The organism is Streptosporangium pseudovulgare, from assembly GCF_014648055.1.
Lineage (GTDB): Bacteria > Actinomycetota > Actinomycetes > Streptosporangiales > Streptosporangiaceae > Streptosporangium > Streptosporangium pseudovulgare.
On sequence record NZ_BMQJ01000010.1, the window covers coordinates 298,461 to 324,295 of the forward strand.

The window sequence follows — 25,835 nt, forward strand, 5'->3', positions numbered from 1 at the left end:
GTCTGACGAGGCCCGGAGGCGGGGACGATGACCACATGAGAAACGGCATTCGCCTGGGCGTCGACGTCGGCTCGGTCCGCATCGGCGTGGCCCGCAGCGACCCCTCGGGGCTGCTGGCCACGCCGGTGGAGACCGTACGGCGCGGCAGAGGAGACCTGGAACGGCTCGCGGAGATCGCGGCAGAGTACGACGTCGTCGAGATCGTGGTCGGGCTGCCGACCTCGCTGTCGGGCCGGGAGGGGCAGGCGGCGGCGCTCGCCCGCGACTTCGCGGCCCGGGTCGCCCACCGGCTGGCGCCCGTCCCGGTGCGGCTGTTCGACGAACGGCTGACCACGGTCACCGCCCAGCAGGGCCTGCGGGCCAGCGGGGTGAAGGCCAGAAACCAGCGCGGCGTGGTGGACCAGGCGGCGGCCATCGTGCTGCTGCAGGCCGCCCTGGACGCCGAGCGCGCCACCGGGAGGCCGCCGGGCAGCGCGCTGGCGCCGCCGGGCGGGCCGCCCGTCGCGGGGTCGGGTGACGGGACACCGCGGTGATCCCCCGGCCCGCGTGGCTGCTGGCGGGCGGGGCGGCCGCGGTCGTCCTCGCGGCGGCCGCCGGGAGTTACGTGGTGGTCGGGCCGCGGCTGATGCCCGACGACTTCGCCGGGCCCGGCTCGGGCTCGGTCGTCGTGCGGATCCCCTCGGGCGCGAGCGCCGGGGAGGTCGCCGAGACGCTGGCCGACGCGGGGGTCGTCGCGAGCGCCGGGGCGTTCGTCAAGGCGGCCGAGGCGCGGGCCAAGACCGGCAGCCTGCGGCCCGGCCACTACCGCCTGCGGAAGGGCATGGCCGCCGCCTCGGCCCTCGACCTGCTGCTCGCCCCGGGGGCGCGGGTGGTGCGCAGGGTCACGATCCCCGAGGGGTTGCGCCTGACGGAGCTGTTCGACAGGCTGGCAGCCAAGACCGGGATGCCCAGGGATGCCTTCGTCCGGGCCTCCCAGGACCGTGAGGAGCTGGAGCTGCCGCCCTACGCCAAGGGACCCGAGGGCTTCATGTTCCCGGCCACCTACGAGGTCGAGCCGGACATGACCCCCGCCGACGTGCTCGGTCTCATGGTGGAACGGTACAAAAGCGCCGCGGCCAAGCTGGAGCTGGAGAACCGCGCGGCCGAGCGCGGCCTGACGCCGCTGGAGGCGGTCACGGTGGCCAGCCTCGTCCAGGCGGAGGGCGGGCGCGACTCCGACTACCCGAAGATCGCTAGAGTGATCTACAACCGGATCAAGGCGGGCGTGCCGCTGCAGATCGACAGCACGGTGCTCTACGCGCAGAACCGCCGGACACTCAGGGTGACGGAGAAGGACACGAAGGTGAAGTCGCCCTACAACACCTACGCTCATCCCGGCCTGCCTCCGGGACCGATCGCGAACCCGGGGGAGAAGGCGATGATCGCAGCTCTCCGTCCGGATCGGGGCGATTGGTTCTGGTTTGTCACAACCGATCCAAAGCATAGAATCACGAAATTCACTGACAAAGAGAGTGAGTTCGTGAGATACCGGGAAGAGCTGAACAGATACCTCGGGACGCATTGATGTCCGGCGGAACACCCCCGGTTCCGCCGCAAGCGGCGATGCCCACTGCGCGGCCGAGGCGCGGATCCCGGGACACCGGGCCGCTCGACCCCGTGTCCCCCCTCGGTTTGGCATGCCCGCTTGACGCCAGGCCGTCCCACCCGGGAGATTGGCCAGCGCACCTATGAACGATCTCGATATGGACTTCCTGGTCGGCGCCGACGACGATCCCTCGCGCCGCCCCCGCCGGACCGGCCGCGGGCGCCGCAGGCGCCGGCGCCGTAACCGCGGCGGGTTCCTCGCCCCGATGCTCGCGGTCATCATCCTGGTCGGCGGCCTCGGCGCCGGCGGCTACTACGGCTACCTGTGGGTACGCGACGCGATGACCGTCGAGGACTACAAGGGCCCGGGCAGCGGCGAGGTCGTCGTGGAGATCAAGGAGGGCGAGAGCGCCTCCCAGATCGCCCAGACCCTCCAGGAGAAGGACGTCGTCAAGAGCTCCGAGGCGTTCACCGACGCCATCACCGACGCCGGCAAGAGCTCCTCCCTGCAGCCCGGCGAGTACCGGATGCGCAAGCAGATGGCCGCCGCCGAGGCCGTGAAGCTGCTCGACCCGGACAAGCGGCTGCACGAGCGGGTGACCATCAAGGAGGGCCTGCGCCTGACGGCCGTACTGGAGGAACTCGCCAAGCAGACCGGCAAGCCGCTGAAGGAGTTCCAGCGAGCCGCCAAGAACGTCAAGGCGCTGGACCTGCCCTCCTACGCCAAGGGCAACCCGGAGGGCTACGTCTTCCCGGCGACCTACGAGATCACCCCCAAGATGACCGCCTCCGACATCCTGACCGCGATGGTCGACCGCTTCAAGGAGACCGCCGAGAAGGAGAGCCTGGCCAGGGAGGCCAAGGCCCTGGGCTACACCCCGCACCAGATCGTGACGATCGCCAGCATCGTCCAGGCCGAGGCCGGCAGCCTCGACGACATGGCCAAGATGTCCCGCGTCATCTACAACCGGCTCCACTCCAGCCCGCCGATGAACCTCGGGATGGACAGCACGGTCATGTACGCGCTCAACAAGTACGGCATCGAGGCCAGCCACGCCGAGACGGAGACCGCCTCGCCCTACAACACCTACAAGCATCCCGGCCTGCCGCCCGGGCCGATCTCCAACCCGGGCGACGACGCCATCCAGGCGGCGCTCAACCCGGCCAAGGGCGACTGGAAGTTCTTCGTCACCGTCGACCCCAAGCGCCGCATCACCAAGTTCGCCACCAACGAGGCCGACTTCTTCAAGATCAAGGCGGAGTACGAGCGGAACAAGGCGGGCGGATGACCGGCGTTCCCCAGGCCGCCAGGGCCGCCGTCCTCGGGTCGCCCATCGCCCACTCGCTGTCGCCGGTCCTGCACCGCGCGGCCTACGCGGCCATGGGCCTGGACGGGTGGCGCTACGAGGCGATCGAGTGCGACGAGGCCGCCCTGCCCGGCCTCGTCGCCGGGCTCGGCCCCGAATGGGTCGGCCTGTCGCTGACCATGCCGCTCAAGCGCGCGGTGCTGCCGCTGCTGGACACGGTCTCCGAGCTCGCCGTACAGGTGGGCGGGGCCAACACCGTGGTCTTCGCCGGCGGCGCCCGCCACGGCCACAACACCGACGTCCACGGCATCGTCCGGGCGCTCGCCGAGGCCGGGGTGGCGCCGCCCCGGTCGGCGACGATCCTCGGCGGCGGGGCCACGGCCGCCTCGGCACTGGCCGCGCTGCGCGAGCTGGGCCTGGCCGAGGCGACCCTCGTGGTGCGCGACCCGGAGCGGGCCCGGCCGACCGCCGAGACCGCCGAGCGGCTGGAGACGGCCCTGCAGGTGCTGACCTTCGACAAGATCGGCACGGCCCTGGAGGCGGACCTGGTGGTCTCGACGATGCCCGCGGGCGCCGCCGACGGCCTGGCGGACCTGGTGGCCGGGGTGCCCGCGCTCTTCGACGTCGTCTACGCCCCGTGGCCCACCCGCCTGGCCGCGGCCGTGGCCGCCCGGGGCGGCATCGTGGTCGGCGGCTTCCCCATGCTGCTGCACCAGGCGGTCCGTCAGGTCGAGCTGATGACCGGCCGGTCCGACGTGCCGGTCGAGGCGATGCGCGCGGCGGGCGAGGCCGAGATCGCCCGGCGGGCCGCCACGGGCTGACCGGCCCCGGCCGCTCCCGGGAAGGTTCGGGCGGTTCCGGGTGTTGTGATAGAGTGACTACTCGATCGGTCCGGCATGCCTGCTGGACGCGCAAGCGGAGGTTCACCTCCCACCTGGTCGGCCGAAAGGCCGGCAGGTCAAGGATCACACCGGTTGACTCCGGAGAGAGCCCACGGCGGCGAAGTCGATGAGCTCATGTGGCCCCGCATGCGCGACGTGCGGGGCATTTCGCGTTCCGGGCCCTCGGGGCCCCGGGGGGTGACTTCCCGGCACGATCGAGTATGTGGCAGACGCCGCCGGACAAGCCGGCGGTGGATCGCGACCTAGGAGGCCCCATCAGCGCCGAGCCCCGCATCAACGACCGTATTCGTGTCCCCGAGGTCCGCCTCGTCGGCCCGAACGGCGAGCAGGTCGGCATCGTCTCCATCGGCGATGCCCTGAAGCTGGCTCAGGAGTCCGACCTCGACCTCGTGGAGGTCGCGGCTACGGCTCGCCCGCCCGTGTGCAAGCTCATGGACTACGGCAAGTTCAAGTACGAGTCCGCGATGAAGGCACGCGAGGCGCGGCGCAACCAGGCGTACACGATCATCAAGGAGATCAAGCTCCGTCCGAAGATCGACCCGCACGACTACGAGACCAAGAAGGGTCACGTGGTGCGGTTCCTCAAGGCCGGGGACAAGGTCAAGGTCACGATCATGTTCCGCGGGCGGGAGCAGTCCCGGCCCGAGCTGGGTTTCCGGCTCCTGCAGCGGCTGGCGGAGGACGTCTCGGAGCTCGGCTTCGTGGAGTCCCAGCCCAAGCAGGACGGCCGAAACATGATCATGGTGATCGGTCCGCACAAGAAGAAGGCCGAGGCCAAGGCCGAGAAGGCGGCGGCCAAGGCGCGACGTGACGAGACCTCCGAAGAGGTTCCGGCGCCCGTCGAAGACGGCGCGGCCGTCCCGCAGGAGTGACTCGCACGGCCCGGACCGCCGGGCAGTCGCGGGACTAAGCCGAGACCGGGTCCGGTCTCGCAGTCAGGCATGCCCTTGACTCGGGTTACCGGCCCGGGACATCGGCACGATCGAGGGAGAGACGGCTGAGATGCCGAAGATGAAGACGCACAGCGGTGCGAAGAAGCGGTTCCGGCTCACCGGCACCGGCAAGATCAAGCGGCGCCGCGCCAACCGCGCGCACTACAACGAGTGGAAGTCCTCCACCCTTACGCGTCGTCTCAAGCCCGAGGTCGTGCTGTCCGACGCCGACACCAAGAAGATCAAGAAGCTGCTCGCCAAGTAACGACCCCCGGGGAGATAGATAGACATGGCACGCGTGAAGCGGGCGATCAACGCCAAGAAGAAGCGCAGGGTCGTTCTCGAGCGGGCGAGCGGCTACCGGGGCCAGCGGTCGCGTCTGTACCGCAAGGCCAAGGAGCAGATGCTCCACTCGATGACCTACGCCTACCGCGACCGCAAGGACCGCAAGGGCACCTTCCGCCGTCTCTGGATCCAGCGCATCAACGCCGCTGCCCGCCAGAACGGCATCACCTACAACCGGCTCATCCAGGGTCTGCGCCTGGCCTCCATCGAGGTCGACCGCAAGATCCTCGCCGACCTCGCGGTCAACGACGCCGCCACGTTCGCGACGCTGGTCGAGGCCGCCAAGAAGGCGCTCCCGGCCGACGTGAACGCGCCGGTCGCCGGCTGAGCAACGCGCCTGCCGCCGGGCCCGCGGCCCGGTGCCGGCGAGGGTGCGGCCCACAGCGATCACGCTGTGGGCCGCGTTCGCATTCTTGGGGGATTCGAACATGGCGGGACCTTCGAACATGGCGGGATCTGAGCTGACCAACATCAAGTCGCCGCGGGTCAAGGCCGTGCGGCGGCTGACCAAGCGCGCCTTCCGGGACCGCGACCGGTCCTTCATCGCCGAGGGGCCGCAGGCCGTACGCGAGGCCCTGGCGCTGGACGGCGTCGTGACGCAGCTGTTCGCCACCGCCGAGGCCGAGGTCCGGCACGCCGACATCGTCGCCGCCGCCGCGGCGGCCGGTGTGCCGTCGCAGCGCGCCAGCGGCGAGGTCATGGCCGAGCTCGCCCAGACCGTCACCCCGCAGGGCCTGCTGGCCGTCTGCCGGTTCGTGCACGTCCCCCTGGACGACGCCGTCACGGCCGACGCCCGGCTGGTGGCCGTGCTGGCGCACGTCCGCGACCCGGGCAACGCCGGCACCGTGCTGCGCACCGCCGACGCCGCCGGCGCCGACGCGGTCGTCTTCACCGACGCCTCGGTCGACCCCTACAACGGCAAGTGCGTCCGGGCCAGCGCCGGCAGCCTGTTCCACCTCCCGGTGGTCACGGGGACCCCCGTGGCGCGGGCCGTGGGGCGGCTGAAGGAGCGGGGCCTGCGGGTCCTGGCGGCCGACGGCGCCGGCGAGCACACCCTCGACGACGTCGACCTGTCCGGGCCGATCGCCTGGGTCTTCGGCAACGAGGCGTGGGGGCTGCCGGAGGAGATCCTGAAACTGGCCGACGACGTCGTCCGCGTCCCGATCTACGGCGGGGCCGAGAGCCTCAACCTCGCGACCGCCGCCGCGGTCTGTCTGTACGCATCTGCCCGATCTCAGCGGGCCGGTTCCCGGAGCAGCGTCCCGAGGCTGCCGTAGGACGCGGGAAACCCGCTATTGTCGGCGGTGTAGCGTCGAGGAGGCGGGGTCGTGCACGGCGAACACACCGACGAACGGAGCGCTGACTCCGCCTGTGTGATCGACGTGGACGACCTCCCCGACGGCCTCGTCGTGACCGACCGGGACGGCCACGTGCTGGCCGTCAACCGCGCCGCCACCCGCCTCACCGGCGTCACCCGCGACCGGGCCGTCGGACGGCACCTGCGGGACGTGTTCTCCTTCCGGGACCACGACGGGCGCGACTGGTGGAAGTGGTTCGACCCCTACGGCGGCCTGCCCGGCCGGGCCCGCCAGCCGGAGCTGCCGCTGCGCGTCCCGGGCGGGCAGGAGATGCTCGTGGCCGCCCGCCTGGTGCGCCGGCCCGAGCGGGGCGGACCGGTCGTCCGGGTGGTGATCACCCTGCGCGACGCGGGCGCCCGCGCCCGGCTGGAACGCAGCCGCGCCGACCTGGTCTCCACGGTCGCCCACGAGCTGCGTTCCCCGCTGACCAGCGTCAAGGGCTTCACCGCGACGCTGCTGGCCAAGTGGACCCGCTTCACCGACGACCAGAAGCTCGTCATGCTGGAGACGGTCAACGCCGACGCCGACCGGGTGACCCGGCTGATCACCGAGCTGCTCGACGTCTCCCGCATCGAGTCGGGCCGCCTGGAGATCCACCGCCAGGTGGTCGACGTCCCGGCCAGGGCCCGGAAGATCATCGCCGGGCGGGTGGCGGCGGGGGAGCCGGAGGACCGCTTCCGGCTGGAGGTCCGCGGCGAACTCCCCGAGACCTGGCTCGATCAGGACAAAATCGACCAGGTTCTGGCCAACCTGCTGGAAAACGCGGTGCGCCACGGTCGCGGTACGGTGACAATAACCATCGAGCCGAACGACTGGGGAGTCACCGTGTCCGTCCGCGACCAGGGTGAGGGCATCCCGCCCGAGCTGGTCACACGCGTGTTCCGGCAGTTCTGGCGGGGCAACGCCCGCCGCCGGGGAGGCACCGGGCTCGGCCTGTTCATCGTCAAGGGCCTGATCGAGGCGCACGGCGGCACCATCTCCGTGCGGCGGGGCCCCGAGGGCGGCGCCGAGTTCCGATTTACCGTGCCCACCGGCACCCCTGACTTCGCCTGAGCGTCGATGCAGGCCCGGTGGGCTCTCCCGACTAGACTCATGGCCGCCTAAGCCCTGGATTCGGAGCTCCCTTGTCTAACTACGACCCGGTCGAGGTGACACCGCTGCACGCCGACGAGCTCGCGCGCATGCGGGACGACGCGCTCGACGCCATCAAGGCGGCGCGCGACCTCGACGAACTCAAGCAGGTACGGCTCGCGCACGCCGGAGACCGCTCACCCATCGCCCTCGCCAACCGCGAGATCGGCGCGCTGCCCCCGGCGGCCCGCGCCGACGCCGGCAAGCGGATCGGCGGCGCGCGCAAGGCCGTCGCCGAGGCCCTCGCCGAGCGCCAGGCCCAGCTGGAGGCCGAGCGTGACGAGCGGGTCCTCGTCGAGGAGACCGTCGACGTCACCCTTCCCTGGGACCGCGCCCCGCGCGGCGCCCGCCACCCGCTGACCACGCTGCAGGAGCGCGTCGCCGACGCGTTCGTCGCGATGGGCTACGAGGTGGCCGAGGGGCCCGAGCTGGAAGGCGAGTGGTTCAACTTCGACGCGCTGAACATCTCGCCCGACCACCCGGCCCGCTCGGAGCACGACACGTTCTTCGTCGAGTCCGTCGAATCCGGCAAGGTGCTGCGCACCCAGACCTCGCCGGTGCAGATCCGGGCGCTGCTCGGCCGGAGCCTGCCGGTCTACGTGGTCTCGCCCGGCAAGGTGTTCCGCACCGACGAGCTCGACGCGACCCACACCCCGGTCTTCCACCAGGTCGAGGGGCTGGCGATCGACGAGGGCCTGACCATGGCCCACCTCAAGGGCACCCTCGACCGGTTCGCCGAGGTCATGTTCGGCGAGGGCATCACCACCCGGTTCCGGCCCAACTACTTCCCGTTCACCGAGCCGTCCGCCGAGATGGACCTCAAGTGCTTCGTCTGCCGCGGCGCCTCGGCGACGCCCGGCAACCCGCCCTGCCGCACCTGCAAGTCGGAGGGCTGGATCGAGTGGGGCGGCTGCGGCATGGTCAACCCGCGGGTCCTCGTCGCCTGCGGCGTCGACCCGGCCCGCTACAGCGGTTTCGCTTTCGGCATGGGCATCGAGCGCACGCTGATGTTCCGCCACAACGTCGAGGACATGCGCGACATGGTCGAGGGAGACGTCCGCTTCACGCTCCCGTTCGGTATGGAGGTCTGATGAAGGTCCCGCTCTCATGGCTGCGGGAGTACGTCGATCTCCCCGCCGTCACCGCCCACGAGGTCGCCGACGCGCTCACCCGCGCCGGCCTCAAGCTGGAGGCGATCACCTCCTACGGCCACGACATCAAGAACGTCGTGGTCGGTGAGGTGCTCTCCATCGAGGAGCTCTCCGGCTTCAAGAAGCCCATCCGGCACTGCCAGGTCGAGGTGGGGGAGGCCGCGCCGCGCGAGATCGTGTGCGGCGCGACCAATTTCCAGGCCGGCGACCGTGTTCCGGTCGCGCTGCCCGGCGCGGTGCTGCCCGGGGGCTTCGAGATCGCCTCCCGCAAGACTTACGGCCGTCTCTCCGACGGCATGATCTGCTCGGAGGCCGAGCTCGGCGTGGCCGAGTCCTCGCCCGGCATCCTCGTGCTGTCGCCCGGCACCCCGATCGGCGTCGACGTGGTCGAGCTGCTCGGCCTGCGCGACGACGTGATCGAGCTGGAGATCACCCCCGACGTCGGCTACGCGCTGTCCGTCCGGGGTGTGGCACGGGAGGCCGCGACCGCCTTCGGCGTGCCGTTCCGCGACCCGGCCGACATCACCCCGCCCGACGGCTCCGGCCCCGCCCACCCGGCCTCCATCGCCGACCCGTCCGCCTGTGACCGCTTCGTGCTGCGCGAGGTCCGCGGCTTCGACCCGGCGGCGGAGAGCCCGCTGTGGCTGCGGGTGCGCCTGGCCCGCGCCGGCGTGCGCCCGGTCTCGCTGGCCGTCGACGTCACCAACTACGTGATGCTGGAGCTCGGCCAGCCGCTGCACGCCTTCGACGCGGCGACGCTGACCGGTGAGATCGTGGTGCGCCGGGCCGAGCCGGGGGAGACCCTGGAGACCCTCGACCACGTCGTCCGCGCGCTCCACCCCGAGGACGTCCTGATCACCGACGGCTCGGGGGTGATCTCCATGGCCGGGACGATGGGCGGCCTGAAGACCGAGATCTCCGGTGAGACCACCGACATCGTGATCGAGGCCGCGCACTTCTCGCCCAGCGGCGTCGCGCGGATGTCGCGCCGCCACAACCTCGTCAGCGAGGCGTCCAAGCGCTTCGAGCGGGGCGTCGACCGCGAGCTGCCGCTGTACGCCTCCTGGAAGGCGGCGCGGCTGCTGGCCGAGCTGGGCGGCGGCACCATCCAGCCGGGCGTCACCCACGCCGAGGCCGAGGTCGAGCCGGTCCGCGTCGCCATGCCGAGCGGCCACCCCGGCCGGGTCGCCGGGATCCCCTACGACCGCGAGACGGTCGTCCGCCGCCTGGAGCAGGTGGGCTGCACGGTCCAGGCCGGCGGCGCCGCCCCGGCCGGCGGGATCGCCGCCAGGCTCGCCGTCACCGGCGACGACATGCTGACGGTCACCCCGCCCTCCTGGCGGCCCGACCTGACCGACCCCAACGACCTCGCCGAGGAGGTCATCCGGCTGGAGGGCTACGAGAAGCTGCCCTCCGTCCTGCCGGCCGCCCCGGCGGGCGCCGGCCTCACCGAGGGCCAGCGGCTGCGCCGCAGGGTCGGCCGGGCGCTGGCCGGCGCGGGATACGTCGAGGTCCTCGCCTACCCCTTCATGGGGGAGCGCGACCTGGACGCCCTGCAGCTGCCCGCGGGCGACGAGCGCCGCCTGGCCGTACGGCTGGCCAACCCGCTCAGCGAGGACGAGCCGCTGATGCGGACCACCCTGCTGCCGGGGCTGCTCAGGACGCTGGTGCGCAACGCGGGCCGGGGCTTCGCCGACCTCACGCTGTTCGAGACGGGTCTGGTCTACCGGCCTGACCGGGACGCCCCGGCGACCGCACCGGTCCTCGGCGTGGACCGCAGGCCCACCGCCGAGGAGCTCGCCTCGATCGAGTCCGCGCTGCCCGCCCAGCCGGTCCGGGTCGCCGCGGTGCTGGCCGGGGAGTTCGAGCGGTCCGGCTGGTGGGGCGGCGGGCGCACCGCGAGCTGGGCCGACGCCATCGAGGCGGCCCGCGTGGTGGCCCGCGAGGCCGGGGTCGAGCTGAGCGTGCGCGCCGACCGGCACGAGCCCTGGCACCCGGGCCGCTGCGCCGCCCTGTACGCCGGGGACGTCCTCGTCGGCCACGCCGGAGAGCTGCACCCGCGCGTCATCGAGGCGTACGGCCTGCCGCCGCGCACCGCCGCGATGGAGCTGGAGCTCACCCGGCTGGAGCCGCTGTCGGCCGGTCCGGTCCAGGTGTCGTCGATCTCCGCCTACCCGGTCGCCACCCAGGACGTCGCGCTCGTCGTCGCCTCCGCCACCCCGGTGGCCGAGGTGGAGGCGGCGCTGCGCGAGGGCGCGGGCGACCTGCTGGAGTCGATCCGCCTGTTCGACGTCTACACCGGCGCCCAGGCCGGCGAGGGCAACAAGTCCCTCGCCTACACGCTGCGCTTCCGGGCGGCGGACCGGACGCTGACCGCCGAGGAGACCACCGCCGCCCGCGACGCCGCCGTGGCGCTGGCGGCCGAGCGCACCGGGGCACGGCTCCGCGGCGCCTGATCCGCGTGTCCGGGGTCCCGGCGGAGCCTTCCGCCGGGACCCCGTCTTCGGATTCGGATCCGATCCATCCGGTTCGGGAGGGACGATGAGGCACCTGCTGGTGTTCGCCGACCGCGACGACGCCGAGGAGGTCGCAGAGCTCGTCGAGGAGGGGCTGCCGCGGGCGGGCACGCCCGCCGTCGTCCGGGAGACCCTGGCCGGCGAGGACGACGCCGAGGACGCCCAGTGGGTCGTGGTCGTCGAGGTCGCGGCCGGCGGCCTGACCGCGGACGAACTGGCCCGCCTGGACACGCTCGCCGACGAGTACGGCGGCTGGCGCGAGACGGACTGAGCGGGTCCCGGCCGGACCGCCGGTCGATCCCGCCGGGGCCGGCCTCAGAGAAGCCGGCCCCGGAAGAGCCGGCCTCAGCGGGGCCGGTGCCGGCCGAGGCCGCGGGCGCCCGGCCGTCGCGGTCCCGGCCGGTCCGAGGCGGGGCGGGCTCTCAGATGCCGTCGATCTCCGTCAGGTCTATGTCGACCTCGAAGGGCGCCGACAGCTTGAGCCGGTCGTGGTGGACACCGGTGACGACGTACGCGCCGGTGACGTGGTCGAGCTCGTAGGTGTGGACGACGGGCCGGCCCGCGTCGTTCTCCACGAGCCAGAAGTGCCGGATGCCGGCCTCGGCGTACAGCGACGGCTTGCGCTTGCGGTCACGCTCCTTGGACTCGGGTGAGACCACCTCGGCCACGAGCATGACGTCCTCACCCCGGTAGAAGGTCTGCTCGGGGCTCTGCTCGGCGGAGGCCCGGATGACGCTGACGTCCGGCTCCGGCCGCTGCTTCGCGCCCAGGACGACGCTCATCTCACGCCGCACGCGCAGCTCCCGGGGGGCATGTTGCCGCAGGGCGACGACCAGGAGATCAACCGCCCGAGTGTGGAAAGAAGCCTGAGGACTCACGAACACCAGACTTCCATCAATCAACTCTGTGTGTTCGGGCAGATGCGGAATGCGATCGAGGTCTTCTGCGGTGAACCCTCCGGGGGGAGGGAACGCCCAGTCGGGCAGCGACGAATCCGTCATCTTGGGGCTCCCCGTCTCAGGGCTCCGAACGTCGACCGTCATGTCTCCACCGTAGCAGCGGGACTCCGTTCGGTGAGGGGAGTCGCCCGCCGCGACGTCAGGTTCCGCTGAGGGCCTCCCGGCGGGCCCGCTCCCGGAGCGCGTGCTCGTCGGTGCGGGCGTCGTATCTCCGGAACCCGGGCAGCAGCCCGGCCATCGCGACGACCGCGCCGACGCAGAGCAGGCCGCCCGCCCCCAAGGAGAAGCGGGTCCCGCCGAGCTGGCCCATCAGGCTCGCCCTGGCGTTGCCGAGCATCGGACCGCTGGTGTAGGAGAGCAGCTCGATGCCGGCCAGCCGGCCGCGGAACTCGTCGGGGATGGTCTGGTTCCAGATGGTGGACCGGAAGACACCGCTGATCATGTCGGCCGCGCCGGCCAGGGCCAGGCAGGCGAAGATGCCCCAGACGGTCGGCATGACGGCCGCCAGCGCCACCGCGGCTCCCCACACGATCGCCGCGGCGACGACGCCCAGGCCGTGCCGGTGGACGTGGCCGGTCCAGCCGGAGGTGACGGAGGCGATCAGCGATCCGACCGCCGAGGCGGAGAAGAACAGGCCCTGCAGCTCGGGAACGCCGAGCTCGTCGGCGAGGAACGGGTACAGCGCGGTGGAGAAGGCGAAGATCATCGCGGCGACGTCCACCAGGTAGGTGCCCATCAGGTCCGGGCGGCCCACGGCGTAGCGGACGCCCTCCACCAGCGCCCTGATCGACGCCTGGGGAGCGTCCTCGGACCGCGGGGGAGTCCTCACCGGCCAGAGCAGGGCCAGCGAGCCCAGGTAGGTCGCCACGTTGATGCCGTAGGCGACGGCGAATCCGGACCAGGTGACGAGCAGGCCGCTGAGACCGGGGGCGACGATGGCGCCGAGGTTCCAGCGGAAGCTGGTCAGCGCGGCGGCCGCGGTGAGCTGGTCGTGCCTGACCACGCGGGGCGTCAGCGACTCCAGGCTGGGGCGCTGCAGGCTGCCGAGGCCCGCCGAGAGCGCGCCGACCACGTACAGCACCCAGGGGTGCGGGGCGGGCAGCATCGCGTTGACCATCAGCAGCAGCACCGTGACGCAGAGCCCCGCCTCGGTGTAGAGGATGATCTTCCGCCGGTTCAGCGCGTCCGCGATCGCCCCGCCCCACAGGCCGCACACCACCATCGGCACGAACTCGGCCACGCTGACCAGGCCGACCGCCAGGTAGGAGCCGGTGAGCGCCTTCATCTGCAGCGGCACCGCGACCAGGGTGAGGAAGGAGCCGAACATCGTGACCGCCCCCGAGCCGAAGAGCAGCCGGAAGTCGCGGGAGTCACGCAGGGGCCCCAGATCCATACTGAGGCGGCGGAGCAGCGTTCTGAGCGGTCGGTCGGGAGTCTCGGGCACGGGCACCCAGTCTCGGCGGCGACCCGCGTTCCGGCAAACCGTTTTCGCGCGGGTCGCCGCCGGACGGCCGTCAGGAGCCGAGGACCTCCTGGCGCAGGCGGGTCTTGAGGATCTTGCCGCCGGGGTTGCGGGGCAGCTCGCCCTCGCGGACCCAGAACCGGACGGGCACCTTGAACGCCGCGATCCGCCCGAGCAGGAACTCCCGCAGTTCCTCGGCGCTCGCCGGGGAGGCCAGCCGTACCACCGCGCCGACCTCCTCGCCCAGCTCTTCGTGGGGGATGCCGATCACCGCGACGTCGTCCACCGCGGGGTGCTCGAACAGCGCGGCCTCGACCTCGGCGCAGTAGACGTTCTCGCCGCCGCGGATCACCATGTCCTTGGCCCGGTCCACGATGTAGACGAACCCCTCCGCGTCCACCCGGGCCATGTCGCCGGTGTGCAGCCAGCCGTCGACGAAGGTCTCGGCGGTGGCCTCGGGGCGGTTCCAGTAGCCGAGGATGACGTTGGGGCCGCGCAGGCACAGCTCCCCGACCTCGCCGGCCGGCAGCTCCCGGCCCAGCGGGTCGGCGATCCTCACCTCGACCACGGGCATCGGCAGGCCGATGCTGTCGGGTTTGGCGAGGTAGTCCGGGCCGCTGTTGTAGATCGCCAGCGCGGTGGTCTCGGTCATGCCGTACCCGTTGGAGGGGGCGCGGCTCGGCAGCCGCTCGGTGATGCGTTCCAGCAGTTTGGGCGGGGCGGGGGCGCCGCCGTAGCCCAGTGAGGTGAGGCTGGAGATGTCGTGCTTGCCCAGGTCGGGGTGGGCCAGCAGCTGCCACACGTTGGTGGGCACCCCGCTGAGGGTGGTGATCCGCTCGCGCTCGATCAGCTCCAGGGCCCGCCCGGCGTCCCACCTGTACATCAGCACCAGGCCGCCGCCGGTGAACATGGTGGTGGTCATGACCGCGAAGCAGCCGGTGACGTGGAAGAGCGGCACCGTCAGGAGGGTGACGCGGCGCCTGCCGGCGGCCTCGGCCGGGTCCTTGCCGGCCCTGGCGAGGCTGCGCATCATGCCGTAGGCCACCGTCATCGGCGACTGGCCGAGGTTGCGGTGGCTCCCGAGGGCGCCCTTGGGGCGGCCGGTCGTGCCGGAGGTGTAGAAGATGGTCGCCGGGTCCTCCGGGGACACCTCCACCTCCGGCAGCGTCACGTCCGCCGCGACCTCGCCCAGCACCTCCTCGAACGGGCGCGCCCCCTCGGGCGCCTCGCCGCGGACCACGATCAGCGGCGCGCGGCCCGCGAGCCGCGCGGCACGCTCGGCGTCGGCGATCACCACCTTCGCGCCGGAGTCCGACACGCCGAACTCCAGTTCCTGGGCGGTCCACCAGGCGTTGAGCGGCACGGCGACCGCCCCGGCGGCCAGCGCCGCGGAGAAGGCGACGACCCATTCGGGGTAGTTGCGCATGGCGATGGCCACCCGGTCGCCCTTGGCCACGCCGTACTCCGCGACCAGGCGGTGGGCCAGCGTGGCGGCCCGGCGGAAGTGCTCCTCGTAGGTGAGGCTCTCGTCCTCGTAGGTGAGGAAGACCTGCTCGCCGTGGAGCCTGCTGCCCTCCAGCAACGCGCGGAAGTGGGCGGGGGCGTGCTTCCAGGTCCTGACGGCGCCGCCGTGGCCGGGAACATCCACCATCTCGAACAGCTGTCCCGGACCGGTGAGCCGGGCCTGGACCTCGTCATGGGCGACAGTCATGCGTTCACATCTCCCGGGGGCGAAGGGAACCGGACAGGCCACGATACCGACCGGTAGGTACGTGCAACAGTGCCGAAACGCGCCGCGCATGCCCATGCGTCGAGGGAGTCGTGTTTCTCCTGGTCAAGGCGTTCCTGTAGTGGCGCGCCCGCCCGCCCCGCTTGCATGGCGATTACAGAAGATGCATAATCTCTCTAGTAAATCCATGAGCTACAGTGCATGAACATGCAGAGAGCGGGGGGCGGATGAGAGCGGCCATCGCCGGTGCCAGCGGCTACGCCGGAGGTGAGATCCTGCGCCTGCTGCTGTCGCACCCGGACATCGAGATCGGCGCGCTCACCGCCGCCTCCAGTGCCGGTACCCCGCTCGGCGCCCACCATCCCCACCTGGCCCCGCTGGCCGGCCGAGTCCTCCTCGACACCACTCCCGGCACCCTCGCCGGTCACGACGTGGTCTTCCTGGCCCTGCCGCACGGCCAGTCCGCCGCCGTCGCCGCCGGGCTCGGTGACGGCACGCTCGTCGTCGACTGCGGCGCCGACTTCCGCCTCGCCGACCCCACCGCCTGGGAGCACTTCTACGGCGGCGCCCACGCCGGCACCTGGCCCTACGGCCTGCCCGAGCTGCCGGGCCACCGTGACCCGCTCCGCACGGCCACCAGGATCGCCGTCCCCGGCTGCTACCCGACGGCCGTCACCCTGGCGATGTTCCCCGCCTTCGCCGCGGGCCTCGCCGAACCCGACCTCGTCGTGGTGGCCGCCAGCGGCACCAGCGGAGCGGGCCGGTCACCCAAGCCCAACCTCCTGGGCAGCGAGGTGATGGGCTCGGCCACCGCCTACGCCGCCGGAGGCGTCCACCGGCACACCCCCGAGATGGAACAGAACCTCTCGCCGCTGGCCGGCGCGCCGGTGCGGGTCTCCTTCACCCCCGTGCTCGCCCCGATGAGCCGCGGCATCCTCGCCACCTGCACCGCGCCGGCGAAACCCGGCGTCACCCCGCGGGCGCTGCGCGAGACCTACGAGGCGGCCGTCAAGGACGAGCCGTTCCTGCGGCTGCTGCCCGAGGGCCAGTGGCCCGCCACCTCGATGACCCTGGGCGCCAACACCGCCGCCCTGCAGGTCGCCCTGGACGAACGCGCCGGGCGCGTCGTCGCCGTCGTCGCCATCGACAACCTCACCAAGGGCACCGCGGGCGGCGCGATCCAGAGCGCCAACCTCGCCCTCGGCCTGCCCGAAGAGACCGGCCTTCCTCTCAACGGAGTCGCCCCATGAGCGTGACCGCACCCCTCGGCTTCCGCGCCGCCGGCGTCGCCGCCGGAATCAAGTCCGGCGGCGCCCGGGACCTGGCGCTGATCGTCAACGACGGCCCCTCCCGCGCCGCGGCGGGCGTCTTCACCGCCAACCGCGTCCAGGCCGCGCCGGTGCTGTGGTCCCGGCAGGTGCTGGCCGGCGGCCGGGTCCACGCCGTCGTCCTCAACTCCGGAGGCGCCAACGCCTGCACCGGCCCGCTCGGCTTCCAGGACACCCACGCCACCGCCGAGAAGGTCGCCGCCGCGCTCGGCGACTCCGCCGGCGAGATCGCCGTCTGCTCCACCGGCCTGATCGGCGAGCGGCTGCCGATGGACGCACTGCTGGGAGGGGTCGACCTCGCCGTCTCCCAGGTCAGCAGGGACGGCGGCCTGGCCGCCGCCGACGCCATCCGCACCACCGACACCGTCTCGAAGATCTCCTTCAAGCGGGGCGAGGGCGGCTACATGGTCGGCGGCATGGCCAAGGGCGCGGGCATGCTCGCCCCGGGCCTGGCCACCATGCTCTGCGTGATCACCACCGACGCCGACCTGCCCGCCGAGCAGCTCGACGCGACGCTCCGCGAGGCGACCCGGCTCACCTTCGACCGGCTCGACACCGACGGCTGCATGTCCACCAACGACACCGTCCTGCTGCTGGCCAGCGGAGCATCCGGCGTCACCCCCGACCTCGCGGAGTTCGGCCGCCTGGTCCAGGGCGTCTGCGCCGACCTCGCCCGCCAGCTCCTCATCGACGCCGAGGGCGCCACCAAGGCGATCGCCGTCGAGGTCGTCGGCGCCGCCTCCGAGGACAACGCGCTCGCCGTCGCCCGCGCGGTCTGCCGTTCCAACCTGCTCAAGTGCGCCATCCACGGCGAGGACCCCAACTGGGGCCGCGTGCTGTCGGCCGTCGGCACCACCGACGCCGCCTTCGAGCCCGACCGGATCAACGTCGCCATCAACGGCGTCTGGATCTGCCGGGGCGGCGCGGCCGGCGACGACCGCGCCAAGGTGGACCTGCGCCCCCGCGACGTGACGATCACCATCGACCTGTCGGCGGGCCCGCACTCGGCCACGGTCCACACCACCGACCTCACCGCCGCCTACGTCCACGAGAACTCGGCGTACTCCTCATGACGACCGGCGACGCGCCGGCCAAGGCGCACACCCTGATCGAGGCCCTGCCGTGGCTCGCCCGCTTCCACGGCGCGACCGTCGTCATCAAGTACGGCGGCAACGCCATGACCGAGGAGCACCTGCGGGAGAAGTTCGCCGCCGACGTGGTCTTCCTGCGCTACGCCGGGCTCAGGCCGGTCGTCGTGCACGGCGGCGGCCCGCAGATCAACGCCCACCTCGACCTGCTCGGCATCGAGTCCACCTTCACCGCCGGGCTCCGCGTCACCAGCCCCGAGGCCATGCGGGTCGTCCGGATGGTCCTGGTCGGCCAGGTCAACCGCGACGTCGTCGGCCTGATCAACCGGCACGGGCCGTTCGCCGTCGGCATGTCCGGCGAGGACGCCCACCTGTTCACCGCGGCGCGCAAACACGCCGTCGTCGACGGGGCCCCGGTGGACATCGGCCAGGTCGGCGACATCGTCGCCGTCGAGCCCGGCGCGGTGCGGGCGCTTCTGGACGACGGGCGCATCCCGGTGATCTCATCCGTCGCGCGCGGCGAGGACGGCACCGTCTACAACGTCAACGCCGACACCGCCGCCGCGGCCCTGGCCGTGGCGCTCGGCGCCGCCAAGCTGATCGTCCTCACCGACGTCGAGGGCCTCTACCGCGACTGGGACCCCGAGACCCGGGACGGAAAGGTCATCGACCGGCTGTCGGCCTCGGAACTGCGGGAACTGCTGCCCGCCCTGTCCAGCGGCATGGTGCCCAAGATGGAGGCGTGCCTGACCGCCGTCGACGGAGACGTCCCCCAGGCGCATGTCCTCGACGGCAGGGTGCCGCACGCCGTACTGCTGGAGATCTTCACCGACGAGGGGGTCGGCACCATGGTGCTGCCCGACACCGCGCCGGCCGTACCCGGCGCCGCGCGGCCCACCGCCACGAGCCTGAACGGGAGTGAGCAGTGAACACCAACGGCCGGCCCGCCGGGGACGACCTCGCGAAGCGCTTCGAGACCGCCTTCATGCCCACCTACGGCGTGCCGCCGGTCGCGCTGGCCCGCGGTGAGGGCGCCCGGGTCTGGGACGCCGACGGCGGCGAGTACCTCGACCTGATCGGCGGCATCGCGGTCAGCTCCCTCGGCCACGCCCACCCGGCGCTGGTGGAGGCGGTGTCCCGCCAGGTCGCCACCCTCGCCCACACCAGCAACCTGTTCCTCAACGAACCCGAGGTGCTGCTCGCCGAACGGCTGATCGGCCTGCTCGGCGCCCCGGCCAAGGTCTTCCTCACCAACTCCGGCACCGAGGCCAACGAGGCCGCTCTCAAGATGGCCCTCAAGTACGGCAGGAGCACCGGCCGCACCTACGTGGTGGCCGCCGAGAACGCCTTCCACGGCCGGACCCTCGGCGCGCTGTCGCTGACCGGCAAACGCGCCATCCGCGACCAGTTCGGCCCGTTCCCGGCGGACGTCAGGTTCGTCCCGTACGGCGACGCCGACGCGCTGCGGGACGCCGTCACCGCCGAGTGCGCCGCCGTCTTCCTGGAGCCCACCCAGGGCGAGGCCGGCGTCGTCCCCCCGCCCGCCGGCTACTTCAGGGCCGCCCGGCGCATCTGCGACGCGACCGGCGCGCTCCTGGTCGCCGACGAGATCCAGTCGGCGATCGGCCGCACCGGCCACTGGTTCGCCCACCAGCACGAGGGCATCCTGCCCGACGTGCTCACCCTGGCCAAGGGCCTCGGCGGCGGCATGCCGATCGGCGCCTGCGTCGGCGTCGGCCCCGCCGGGACGATCTTCGCCAAGGGCGACCACGGCTCCACCTTCGGCGGCAACCCCGTCTCGGCCGCCGCCGCGCTCGCCGTACTCGACACCATCGACGCCGACGGCCTGCTGGAGCACGTCCAGACGGTCGGCGCCCAGCTCGCCGGCGGCATCGCCGCGATCGGCCACCCCCTGCTCGCGGGCGTCCGCGGCCGGGGCCTGTGGCTGGCGATCGTGCTGACCGCCGACCGCGCGGCCCAGGTCCAGGTCGCGGCCCAGCGGGCCGGCTTCCTGGTCAACGCCGTCCAGCCCGGCGCCGTACGGCTCGCGCCCCCACTGGTGATCACCCCCGGGCAGGCCGCCGCCTTCGTGGCGGCCCTCCCCGCCATCCTTGACGAGGCAGCAGAATGACCAGGCATTTCCTCCGCGACGACGACCTGACGCCCGCCGAGCAGACCGAGGTGCTCCAGCTCGCCGAGGCGATGAAGAAGGACCGCTACGGCTACCGTCCCCTCGCCGGCCCGAAGACCGTCGCCGTGCTGTTCGACAAGCCCTCCACCCGCACCCGGCTCTCCTTCGCCACCGGTGTCGGCGAGCTGGGCGGCCTGCCACTGGTCATCGACGCCGCGGCCTCCCAGCTGGGCCGGGGCGAGCCCGTCGAGGACACCGCCCGGGTCCTGGAACGCCAGGTCGCCGCCATCGTGTGGCGGACCGGCGGCCAGGAGCGGATCGAGACGATGGCCACCTGGTCCTCGGTGCCGGTGGTCAACGCCCTCACCGACGAGTTCCACCCCTGCCAGATCCTCGCCGACCTGCAGACCGTCCGGGAGTGCTTCGGCGCCACCGCCGGCCTCACCCTCGCCTACCTCGGCGACGGCGCCAACAACATGGCCCACTCCTACCTCCTCGGCGGAGCCGTCGCCGGGATGCACGTGCGGATCGGCGCCCCGGCCGGCTACCACCCCGACCCGGAGGTCCTGCGCCGTGCCCAGGAGATCGCCGCCACCACCGGCGGATCCGCCGCCGTGCTCACCGACCCCGCCGACGCGGTGGCCGGCGCCGACGTCGTCACCACCGACACCTGGGTCTCCATGGGACAGGACGGCAAGGAGCAGCGGGTCGCCGACCTGATGCCCTTCCAGGTCGGCGCCCGCCTGATGGACCTGGCCGCCCCGCACGCGATCTTCCTGCACTGCCTGCCCGCCTACCGAGGGCTGGAGGTGGCCGCCGACGTCATCGACGGCCCACGCAGCCTGGTGTGGGACCAGGCCGAGAACCGGCTGCACGCCCAGAAGGCCCTGCTGCACTGGCTGCTCACCGCCGGTGGGAACGGCGAGGCCGCCGCCGGGAACGGCGAGGCCGCCATCGGCGGGATCGGTGGGGCCGCCACCGCCCCCGCTACGATCCGGGCGGAGGAGGTCACATGAAGATCCCCATGACGAAGGCCGCCCGCCAGGCGCGGATCACCGAGCTGCTGCAGCGCCGGCCGATCCGCTCCCAGCCGGAGCTGGCCAAACTGCTGCTGGAGAGCGGCGTCGAGGTCACCCAGGCCACCCTCTCCAGAGACCTCGACGAGCTGGGCGCGCTCAAGCTGCGCGCCGAGGACGGCTCCCTGGTCTACGCCCTGCCCGGCGAGGGCGGCGGCCGGATCCCGCTGGCCCGGGTCGGAACGGGCGAGACCCCGGCCGCCCGGCTGAGCCGGATCGCCGAGGAACTGCTCGTCTCCGCCGACGCGTCCGCCAACCTGGTGATCGTCCGCACGCCGCCGGGCGCCGCGCAGTTCCTCGCCTCGGCCATCGACCACGCCGACTGGGAGTCCATCCTCGGCACGGTCGCCGGAGACGACACCATCCTCGTCATCAGCCGCGACCCGACGGGCGGCGCCGCGGTCGCCGAGGCGCTGCTCCGACATGCCGACCGCCGTGGCTAGACCGTGCGCCGCGACGGGTGACCGCGGTGGACGGAAAGATCCACGACACGTGTCCCGGCGCGGGATCACCCGCACCGGAAGACCATGAAGAAAACTTGATCATGCCTGACCGGGTCGTGCCCGCCTTCTCCGGCGACCTCGACGCCTCCGTCGCCGCGTCGCTCCCCGCCGGGGGCCCCGGCGCCGGGGCCGTCGCCGGGCCGCGGGGGCTTCCCCGGAGGGCCACCGCGGCCCGGAACACCCGAATGCCCAGGTTGGGCTAAGGTCGCGGAGTGGAAGGGGAGGAGAACAACGGTGACTGATGGTGGCAAGCCGATGCGGCTGTGGGGCGGCAGGTTCGAAGGAGGCCCGGCCGACGCGCTGACCAGGCTCTCGGTGAGCGTGCACTTCGACTGGCGGCTGGTGCCGTACGACCTGATGGCCTCCCGGGCGCACGCCCGGGTGCTGCACCGCGCCGGGCTGCTGACGGCCGAGGAACTGGAGCGCATGATCGGCGCGCTGGACGACCTCGAACGCGCCTGCAAGGCGGGCGAGTTCCGGCCCACCGTGGCCGACGAGGACGTCCACACCGCGCTGGAGCGCGGTCTGCTGGAACGCCTCGGCACGCTCGGCGGCAAGCTGCGCGCCGGACGCAGCCGCAACGACCAGATCGCCACCGACCTGCGGCTCTACCTCCGCGACCACGTCAGGAACATCGTGTCCCGCCTGGTCGAGCTGGAGACCGCGCTGATGAGCCAGGCCGAGGAGCACGCCGAGACGGCGGCCCCCGGCATGACCCACCTGCAGCACGCCCAGCCCGTGTCCTTCGGCCACCAGCTCCTGGCCCACGTGCACGCCTTCGCCCGCGACATCGACCGGCTGCGCGACTGGGACCGGCGCGCGGCCGTCTCGCCCCTGGGCTCGGGCGCGCTGGCCGGCTCGTCGCTGCCGCTCGACCCGCAGGCGGTGGCCCGCGAGCTCGGCTTCGACTCCGCCGCGCCCAACTCGATGGACGCCGTCGCCGACCGCGACTTCGCCGCCGAGTTCCTCTTCGACGCGGCGATGATCGGCGTGCACCTGTCGAGGCTGGGCGAGGAGATCGTCCTGTGGGCCTCCCAGGAGTTCCGCTGGATCGAGATGGACGACGCCTACTCCACCGGCTCGTCGATCATGCCGCAGAAGAAGAACCCCGACGTCGCCGAACTCGCCCGCGGCAAGAGCGGCCGGTTCATCGGCAACCTCACCGCCCTGCTGACCACGCTCAAGGGCCTGCCGCTGACCTACAACCGCGACCTGCAGGAGGACAAGGAGCCGGTCTTCGACTCCGTCGACACCCTCATGCTGGTCCTGCCCGCCATGGCCGGCCTGGTCTCCACCATGCGCGTCAACACCGCCAAGCTGGAGTCCTCCGCCCCCGACGGGTTCGCCCTGGCCACCGACCTGGCCGAACTGCTGGTCCGCAAGGGGGTGCCGTTCCGCGAGGCGCACGAGGCGGTCGGCCACCTGGTGGTCTGGTGCCAGGTCAACGACAAGGACTTCGGGGAGCTCACCGACGAGGAGCTCGCCAAGGTCTCCCCGCACCTGACGCCCGACTCCCGCGAGGTGCTCTCGGTGCCCGGCGCGCTGGCCGCCCGCAAGGCGCACGGCGGCACCGCGCCCGACCGGGTCCGCGACCAGCTCGCCGCGCTGCGCGAGACCGTCGACGCCCAGGCCGCCTGGGCGAACGGGGCCTGATGCCCGTGGGAGACTTCGCCCCGGCCGGGTCGGTCCCGCTGACCCGGGACTTCTTCGACCGTCCCGGCCCCGAGGTCGCCCCCGACCTGCTGGGAAGGGTGATCGCGCACGGACCGGTCTCGGTGCGCATCACCGAGGTCGAGGCGTACGGCGTGCCCGGCGAGGACCCGGCGTCCCACACCTACCGGGGCCGTACGGCGCGCAACGCGGTGATGTTCGGGCCGCCGGGCCACCTGTACGTCTACTTCACCTACGGCATGCACTTCTGCGCCAACCTCGTCTGCCTCCCCGAGGGGATCGGCTCCGGCGTGCTCCTGCGCGCCGGGGAGGTGGTCGCCGGCGCGGAGGTCGCCGTGGCCCGCCGTACGGCGGGCACGAGCCGGGCCGTCGCCCCGCACGACCTGGCCCGGGGACCGGCCCGGCTGGCGGTCGCGCTGGGCTTCACCCGGGAGCACGACGGGGTGGACGCCTGCCCGCCCGGCCCGGTAAACGTGCTGACGGGAGACCCTCCGGCGGCCGGGACCGTCCGCTCCGGGCCGCGCACCGGGGTGTCGGCCGCCAAGGACGTCCCCTGGCGGTTCTGGATCGACGGGGAGCGGACGGTCTCGCCGTACCGGCCTCACGTCCCGCGCCGGCGCGCCTCCTGAGGGAAGGCATCGACGGGGGATCTTCCGATTCGTTTCCTTTCGCTGCCTTTCATGTTGCCCGCCCCAGTTCAGGCCGGTCGCGGGGGAGGTTTCAAGTGGCGAAGCGGGGCCGTGATCGGGCAGGCTGTACGGAAGTGATACGTGTCCCTTCGAACATTGGAAAGCCAGGATCGTGACCGACATCCTCGATGAGCTCGAATGGCGCGACGTCGTCGCGCAGACCACCGATGCTGACGCGCTGCGCAGGGCACTCACCGAGGGGCCGATCACGGTTTATGCGGGCTTCGACCCGACCGCTCCTTCGCTGCACGCCGGAAACCTGGCCACGCTGCTGATCCTCACCAGGTTCCAGCGGGCGGGCCACCGGCCCATCGGCCTGGTGGGCGGCGCCACCGGCCTCATCGGCGACCCCAGCGGCCGCAGCACCGAGCGTTCGCTCAACTCCACCGACGTCGTCGCCGAGTGGGTGGCGCGGATCCGCGTCCAGGTGGAGAGGTTCCTTTCCTTCGACGAGGGGCCCACCGGCGCGACGCTGGTCAGCAACCTCGACTGGACCGGGCAGATGTCGGCGATCGACTTCCTGCGCGACATCGGCAAGCACTTCCCGGTGAACCGCATGCTCGCCCGCGAGTCGGTCTCCGCGCGCCTCGGCGGGGAAGGACTCAGCTACACCGAGTTCAGCTACCAGATCCTCCAGGCCAACGACTACCTGGAGCTCTACCGGCGCCACGGCTGCACGCTGCAGCTCGGCGGCAGCGACCAGTGGGGCAACATCACGGCCGGTGTCGACCTGATCCGCCGGGTGGAGGGCGCCCACGTCCACGCCCTGACCGGAAAGCTGATCACAAAGGCCGACGGCACCAAGTTCGGCAAGACCGCGGGCGGGGCCATCTGGCTCGACCCGGCGCTGACCTCGCCGTACGCGTTCTACCAGTACTGGCTGAACGCCGACGACCGCGACGTGATCCGTTTCCTGAAGGTGTTCACCTTCCGGGGCCGCGACGAGATCGCCGAGCTGGAGAAGGCGGTCGCCGACAGGCCCGCCGCCCGGGAGGCGCAGCGGACCCTGGCCGAGGACGTCACCACGCTCGTGCACGGTGAGGACGAGCTGCGGCGAGTGGTCACGGCGTCCCGGGCGCTGTTCGGTCAGGGCTCACTGGAGGAACTGGACGAGCGGACGCTCGGCTCGGCCCTGGCCGAGGTGCCGCGGGCCGAGGTGCCGGCCCTGGGTGCTCCGCTGGTGGACCTGCTCGCCCAGAGCGGCCTGGTCAAGTCCAAGTCCGAGGCCCGCCGCGCGGTGAACGAGGGCGGCGCGTACCTCAACAACGTCAAGGTCACCGACGACTCCTACGTGCCCACGACGGACGATCTGCTTCACGGTCGCTTCCTGGTGCTGCGGCGCGGTAAGCGGTCCATCGGGGGCGTCGAGGTCGTCGCCGGCTGACACCGGCCGGCGCCGACGTCGGCGAACGCCCCGGCTTCGGCCGGGGCGTTCGCTGTTTCCACAGGTCAACGCCCTGGTGTGTGCCACTGATGTCTCCGGCCCTCGTCCTGGGGGAGGGGCCGGTGGCGGGGAGGGACGCGGTCCCTCCGCTACCGCGGGTTAATTGATTTGACGGAGCCGGATGGGCGGCATAACCTTCTGCAGTGCTCGGGAGCGAGCCGGACGCCTGAGAGGCGGACGGGCCCCGAGACGGATCCCACCAGAACGAACCTGAGCGTTCAGTCTTCGCCAAGATCATTCGGATCATCCGAGCTTCTTGACGCGGTCTGAATGTCAGGGTATGTTTGGAGGGTTGCTCTCAAAAGAGAGCGGAAAAATCCTAGCTCGACCGGATTCTCCGAGGCAAGTCGTTCGAAAAAACGATTTGACACGAAAATCCGAGAAAAGCTAAGATGGAAACACGAAATGGAACGCCCCGGAGAAATGGGCCTGAGGGTCCGGATCGACGGTGAACGCGTCCGTTTCTTGAGAACTCAACAGTGTGTTAAAAGCCAGTGCATGATGCACAACCCCGTCCCACCCGCCTCGG

General features: G+C 72.2%; 24 protein-coding genes. 21 read left to right on the forward strand and 3 right to left on the reverse strand.

Annotated elements, in window-relative coordinates:
- The first annotated feature begins 35 nt into the window (after positions 1-35).
- The 12 genes from ruvX to IEZ10_RS21405 all read left to right on the forward strand — a co-directional run bounded on the left by ruvX (position 36) and on the right by IEZ10_RS21405 (position 11,497).
- Positions 36-533, forward strand: coding sequence for a Holliday junction resolvase RuvX (gene ruvX, locus IEZ10_RS21350; RefSeq protein ID WP_189248252.1), 498 nt, complete (start codon positions 36-38; stop codon positions 531-533).
- On the forward strand, positions 530-1,564 hold the full coding sequence (gene mltG, locus IEZ10_RS21355; RefSeq protein WP_229811482.1) for an endolytic transglycosylase MltG: 1,035 nt from the start codon (positions 530-532) through the stop codon (positions 1,562-1,564). Before ruvX ends, mltG (IEZ10_RS21355) begins: the two co-directional genes overlap by 4 nt.
- Before the next feature lie 163 nt (positions 1,565-1,727).
- On the forward strand, positions 1,728-2,873 hold the full coding sequence (gene mltG / locus IEZ10_RS21360) for an endolytic transglycosylase MltG (RefSeq protein WP_189248253.1): 1,146 nt from the start codon (positions 1,728-1,730) through the stop codon (positions 2,871-2,873).
- Positions 2,870-3,712 (forward strand): shikimate dehydrogenase, encoded by an 843-nt coding sequence (locus tag IEZ10_RS21365; RefSeq protein WP_189248254.1) that lies wholly within the window; start codon positions 2,870-2,872, stop codon positions 3,710-3,712. The genes mltG (IEZ10_RS21360) and IEZ10_RS21365 overlap by 4 nt, the downstream gene beginning before the upstream one ends.
- A gap of 311 nt (positions 3,713-4,023) precedes the next feature.
- A complete protein-coding gene (gene infC, locus IEZ10_RS21370) occupies positions 4,024-4,665 on the forward strand; it encodes a translation initiation factor IF-3 (protein WP_229811483.1) in 642 nt (213 codons plus the stop codon).
- Positions 4,666-4,795: 130 nt separating this feature from the next.
- Positions 4,796-4,990 (forward strand): 50S ribosomal protein L35, encoded by a 195-nt coding sequence (rpmI, locus tag IEZ10_RS21375; RefSeq protein ID WP_068924211.1) that lies wholly within the window; start codon positions 4,796-4,798, stop codon positions 4,988-4,990.
- A 24-nt stretch (positions 4,991-5,014) separates the two neighbouring features.
- Entirely contained in the window at positions 5,015-5,398 is a 384-nt protein-coding gene (gene rplT / locus IEZ10_RS21380) for a 50S ribosomal protein L20 (protein WP_189248256.1), read from the forward strand.
- Between the two features lie 118 nt (positions 5,399-5,516).
- Positions 5,517-6,347: a TrmH family RNA methyltransferase gene (locus IEZ10_RS21385; protein ID WP_189248257.1), complete on the forward strand. Its 831-nt coding sequence runs from the start codon at positions 5,517-5,519 to the stop codon at positions 6,345-6,347.
- A 51-nt stretch (positions 6,348-6,398) separates the two neighbouring features.
- Positions 6,399-7,481 (forward strand): sensor histidine kinase, encoded by a 1,083-nt coding sequence (locus IEZ10_RS21390; RefSeq protein WP_189248258.1) that lies wholly within the window; start codon positions 6,399-6,401, stop codon positions 7,479-7,481.
- 71 nt (positions 7,482-7,552) lie between these two features.
- On the forward strand, positions 7,553-8,650 hold the full coding sequence (gene pheS, locus IEZ10_RS21395) for a phenylalanine--tRNA ligase subunit alpha (RefSeq protein ID WP_179827843.1): 1,098 nt from the start codon (positions 7,553-7,555) through the stop codon (positions 8,648-8,650).
- Positions 8,650-11,166 carry a phenylalanine--tRNA ligase subunit beta gene (gene pheT, locus IEZ10_RS21400; RefSeq protein WP_189248259.1) on the forward strand — a complete coding sequence of 839 codons (2,517 nt, stop codon included), beginning with the start codon at positions 8,650-8,652 and terminating at the stop codon, positions 11,164-11,166. Before pheS ends, pheT begins: the two co-directional genes overlap by 1 nt.
- Before the next feature lie 85 nt (positions 11,167-11,251).
- Positions 11,252-11,497 carry a hypothetical protein gene (locus tag IEZ10_RS21405; protein WP_189248260.1) on the forward strand — a complete coding sequence of 82 codons (246 nt, stop codon included), beginning with the start codon at positions 11,252-11,254 and terminating at the stop codon, positions 11,495-11,497.
- Positions 11,498-11,648: 151 nt separating this feature from the next.
- Here the strand turns inward: IEZ10_RS21405 and IEZ10_RS21410 are convergent, their stop codons facing one another.
- The 3 genes from IEZ10_RS21410 to IEZ10_RS21420 all read right to left on the reverse strand — a co-directional run bounded on the left by IEZ10_RS21410 (position 11,649) and on the right by IEZ10_RS21420 (position 15,358).
- Positions 11,649-12,227: a Uma2 family endonuclease gene (locus IEZ10_RS21410; protein ID WP_189248302.1), complete on the reverse strand. Its 579-nt coding sequence runs from the start codon at positions 12,225-12,227 to the stop codon at positions 11,649-11,651.
- 97 nt (positions 12,228-12,324) lie between these two features.
- Positions 12,325-13,578, reverse strand: coding sequence for an MFS transporter (locus IEZ10_RS21415; RefSeq protein WP_189248261.1), 1,254 nt, complete (start codon positions 13,576-13,578; stop codon positions 12,325-12,327).
- Positions 13,579-13,699: 121 nt separating this feature from the next.
- Positions 13,700-15,358 carry a class I adenylate-forming enzyme family protein gene (locus IEZ10_RS21420; protein ID WP_189248262.1) on the reverse strand — a complete coding sequence of 553 codons (1,659 nt, stop codon included), beginning with the start codon at positions 15,356-15,358 and terminating at the stop codon, positions 13,700-13,702.
- Positions 15,359-15,603: 245 nt separating this feature from the next.
- Between IEZ10_RS21420 and argC the strand changes: the two genes are divergently transcribed.
- The 9 genes from argC to tyrS all read left to right on the forward strand — a co-directional run bounded on the left by argC (position 15,604) and on the right by tyrS (position 25,246).
- The gene (gene argC, locus IEZ10_RS21425; protein WP_189248263.1) at positions 15,604-16,626 is read left to right on the forward strand and encodes an N-acetyl-gamma-glutamyl-phosphate reductase; all 1,023 of its coding nucleotides are present in this window, start codon (positions 15,604-15,606) and stop codon (positions 16,624-16,626) included.
- The gene (argJ, locus tag IEZ10_RS21430; protein WP_189248264.1) at positions 16,623-17,777 is read left to right on the forward strand and encodes a bifunctional glutamate N-acetyltransferase/amino-acid acetyltransferase ArgJ; all 1,155 of its coding nucleotides are present in this window, start codon (positions 16,623-16,625) and stop codon (positions 17,775-17,777) included. The genes argC and argJ overlap by 4 nt, the downstream gene beginning before the upstream one ends.
- Entirely contained in the window at positions 17,774-18,721 is a 948-nt protein-coding gene (gene argB / locus IEZ10_RS21435; protein ID WP_189248265.1) for an acetylglutamate kinase, read from the forward strand. Before argJ ends, argB begins: the two co-directional genes overlap by 4 nt.
- A 56-nt stretch (positions 18,722-18,777) precedes the next feature.
- A complete protein-coding gene (locus tag IEZ10_RS21440) occupies positions 18,778-19,923 on the forward strand; it encodes an acetylornithine transaminase (protein WP_189248303.1) in 1,146 nt (381 codons plus the stop codon).
- Positions 19,920-20,939 carry an ornithine carbamoyltransferase gene (gene argF, locus IEZ10_RS21445; RefSeq protein ID WP_189248266.1) on the forward strand — a complete coding sequence of 340 codons (1,020 nt, stop codon included), beginning with the start codon at positions 19,920-19,922 and terminating at the stop codon, positions 20,937-20,939. Before IEZ10_RS21440 ends, argF begins: the two co-directional genes overlap by 4 nt.
- Complete coding sequence (locus IEZ10_RS21450; RefSeq protein ID WP_189248267.1) at positions 20,936-21,442, forward strand: arginine repressor; 507 nt, start codon at positions 20,936-20,938, stop codon at positions 21,440-21,442. Before argF ends, IEZ10_RS21450 begins: the two co-directional genes overlap by 4 nt.
- Before the next feature lie 294 nt (positions 21,443-21,736).
- Complete coding sequence (argH, locus tag IEZ10_RS21455; protein WP_229811484.1) at positions 21,737-23,155, forward strand: argininosuccinate lyase; 1,419 nt, start codon at positions 21,737-21,739, stop codon at positions 23,153-23,155.
- The gene (locus IEZ10_RS21460) at positions 23,155-23,802 is read left to right on the forward strand and encodes a DNA-3-methyladenine glycosylase (protein ID WP_189248268.1); all 648 of its coding nucleotides are present in this window, start codon (positions 23,155-23,157) and stop codon (positions 23,800-23,802) included. Before argH ends, IEZ10_RS21460 begins: the two co-directional genes overlap by 1 nt.
- Positions 23,803-23,974: 172 nt before the next feature.
- Positions 23,975-25,246, forward strand: coding sequence for a tyrosine--tRNA ligase (gene tyrS, locus IEZ10_RS21465; protein WP_189248269.1), 1,272 nt, complete (start codon positions 23,975-23,977; stop codon positions 25,244-25,246).
- Positions 25,247-25,835 lie beyond the last annotated feature (589 nt).

Coding starts and splice junctions, on each gene's coding strand:
- argJ (WP_189248264.1), top strand. CDS start 16,623: ATGAGCGTGACCGCACCCCTCGGCTTCCGCGCCGCCGGCGTCGCCGCC.
- IEZ10_RS21415 (WP_189248261.1), bottom strand. CDS start 13,578: ATGGATCTGGGGCCCCTGCGTGACTCCCGCGACTTCCGGCTGCTCTTC.
- mltG (WP_189248253.1), top strand. CDS start 1,728: ATGAACGATCTCGATATGGACTTCCTGGTCGGCGCCGACGACGATCCC.
- IEZ10_RS21405 (WP_189248260.1), top strand. CDS start 11,252: ATGAGGCACCTGCTGGTGTTCGCCGACCGCGACGACGCCGAGGAGGTC.
- IEZ10_RS21410 (WP_189248302.1), bottom strand. CDS start 12,227: ATGACGGATTCGTCGCTGCCCGACTGGGCGTTCCCTCCCCCCGGAGGG.
- rplT (WP_189248256.1), top strand. CDS start 5,015: ATGGCACGCGTGAAGCGGGCGATCAACGCCAAGAAGAAGCGCAGGGTC.
- IEZ10_RS21385 (WP_189248257.1), top strand. CDS start 5,517: ATGGCGGGATCTGAGCTGACCAACATCAAGTCGCCGCGGGTCAAGGCC.
- rpmI (WP_068924211.1), top strand. CDS start 4,796: ATGCCGAAGATGAAGACGCACAGCGGTGCGAAGAAGCGGTTCCGGCTC.
- ruvX (WP_189248252.1), top strand. CDS start 36: ATGAGAAACGGCATTCGCCTGGGCGTCGACGTCGGCTCGGTCCGCATC.
- argB (WP_189248265.1), top strand. CDS start 17,774: ATGACGACCGGCGACGCGCCGGCCAAGGCGCACACCCTGATCGAGGCC.
- IEZ10_RS21460 (WP_189248268.1), top strand. CDS start 23,155: ATGCCCGTGGGAGACTTCGCCCCGGCCGGGTCGGTCCCGCTGACCCGG.
- argC (WP_189248263.1), top strand. CDS start 15,604: ATGAGAGCGGCCATCGCCGGTGCCAGCGGCTACGCCGGAGGTGAGATC.
- pheT (WP_189248259.1), top strand. CDS start 8,650: ATGAAGGTCCCGCTCTCATGGCTGCGGGAGTACGTCGATCTCCCCGCC.
- argF (WP_189248266.1), top strand. CDS start 19,920: ATGACCAGGCATTTCCTCCGCGACGACGACCTGACGCCCGCCGAGCAG.
- IEZ10_RS21450 (WP_189248267.1), top strand. CDS start 20,936: ATGAAGATCCCCATGACGAAGGCCGCCCGCCAGGCGCGGATCACCGAG.
- IEZ10_RS21420 (WP_189248262.1), bottom strand. CDS start 15,358: ATGACTGTCGCCCATGACGAGGTCCAGGCCCGGCTCACCGGTCCGGGA.
- IEZ10_RS21440 (WP_189248303.1), top strand. CDS start 18,778: ATGCCCACCTACGGCGTGCCGCCGGTCGCGCTGGCCCGCGGTGAGGGC.
- IEZ10_RS21365 (WP_189248254.1), top strand. CDS start 2,870: ATGACCGGCGTTCCCCAGGCCGCCAGGGCCGCCGTCCTCGGGTCGCCC.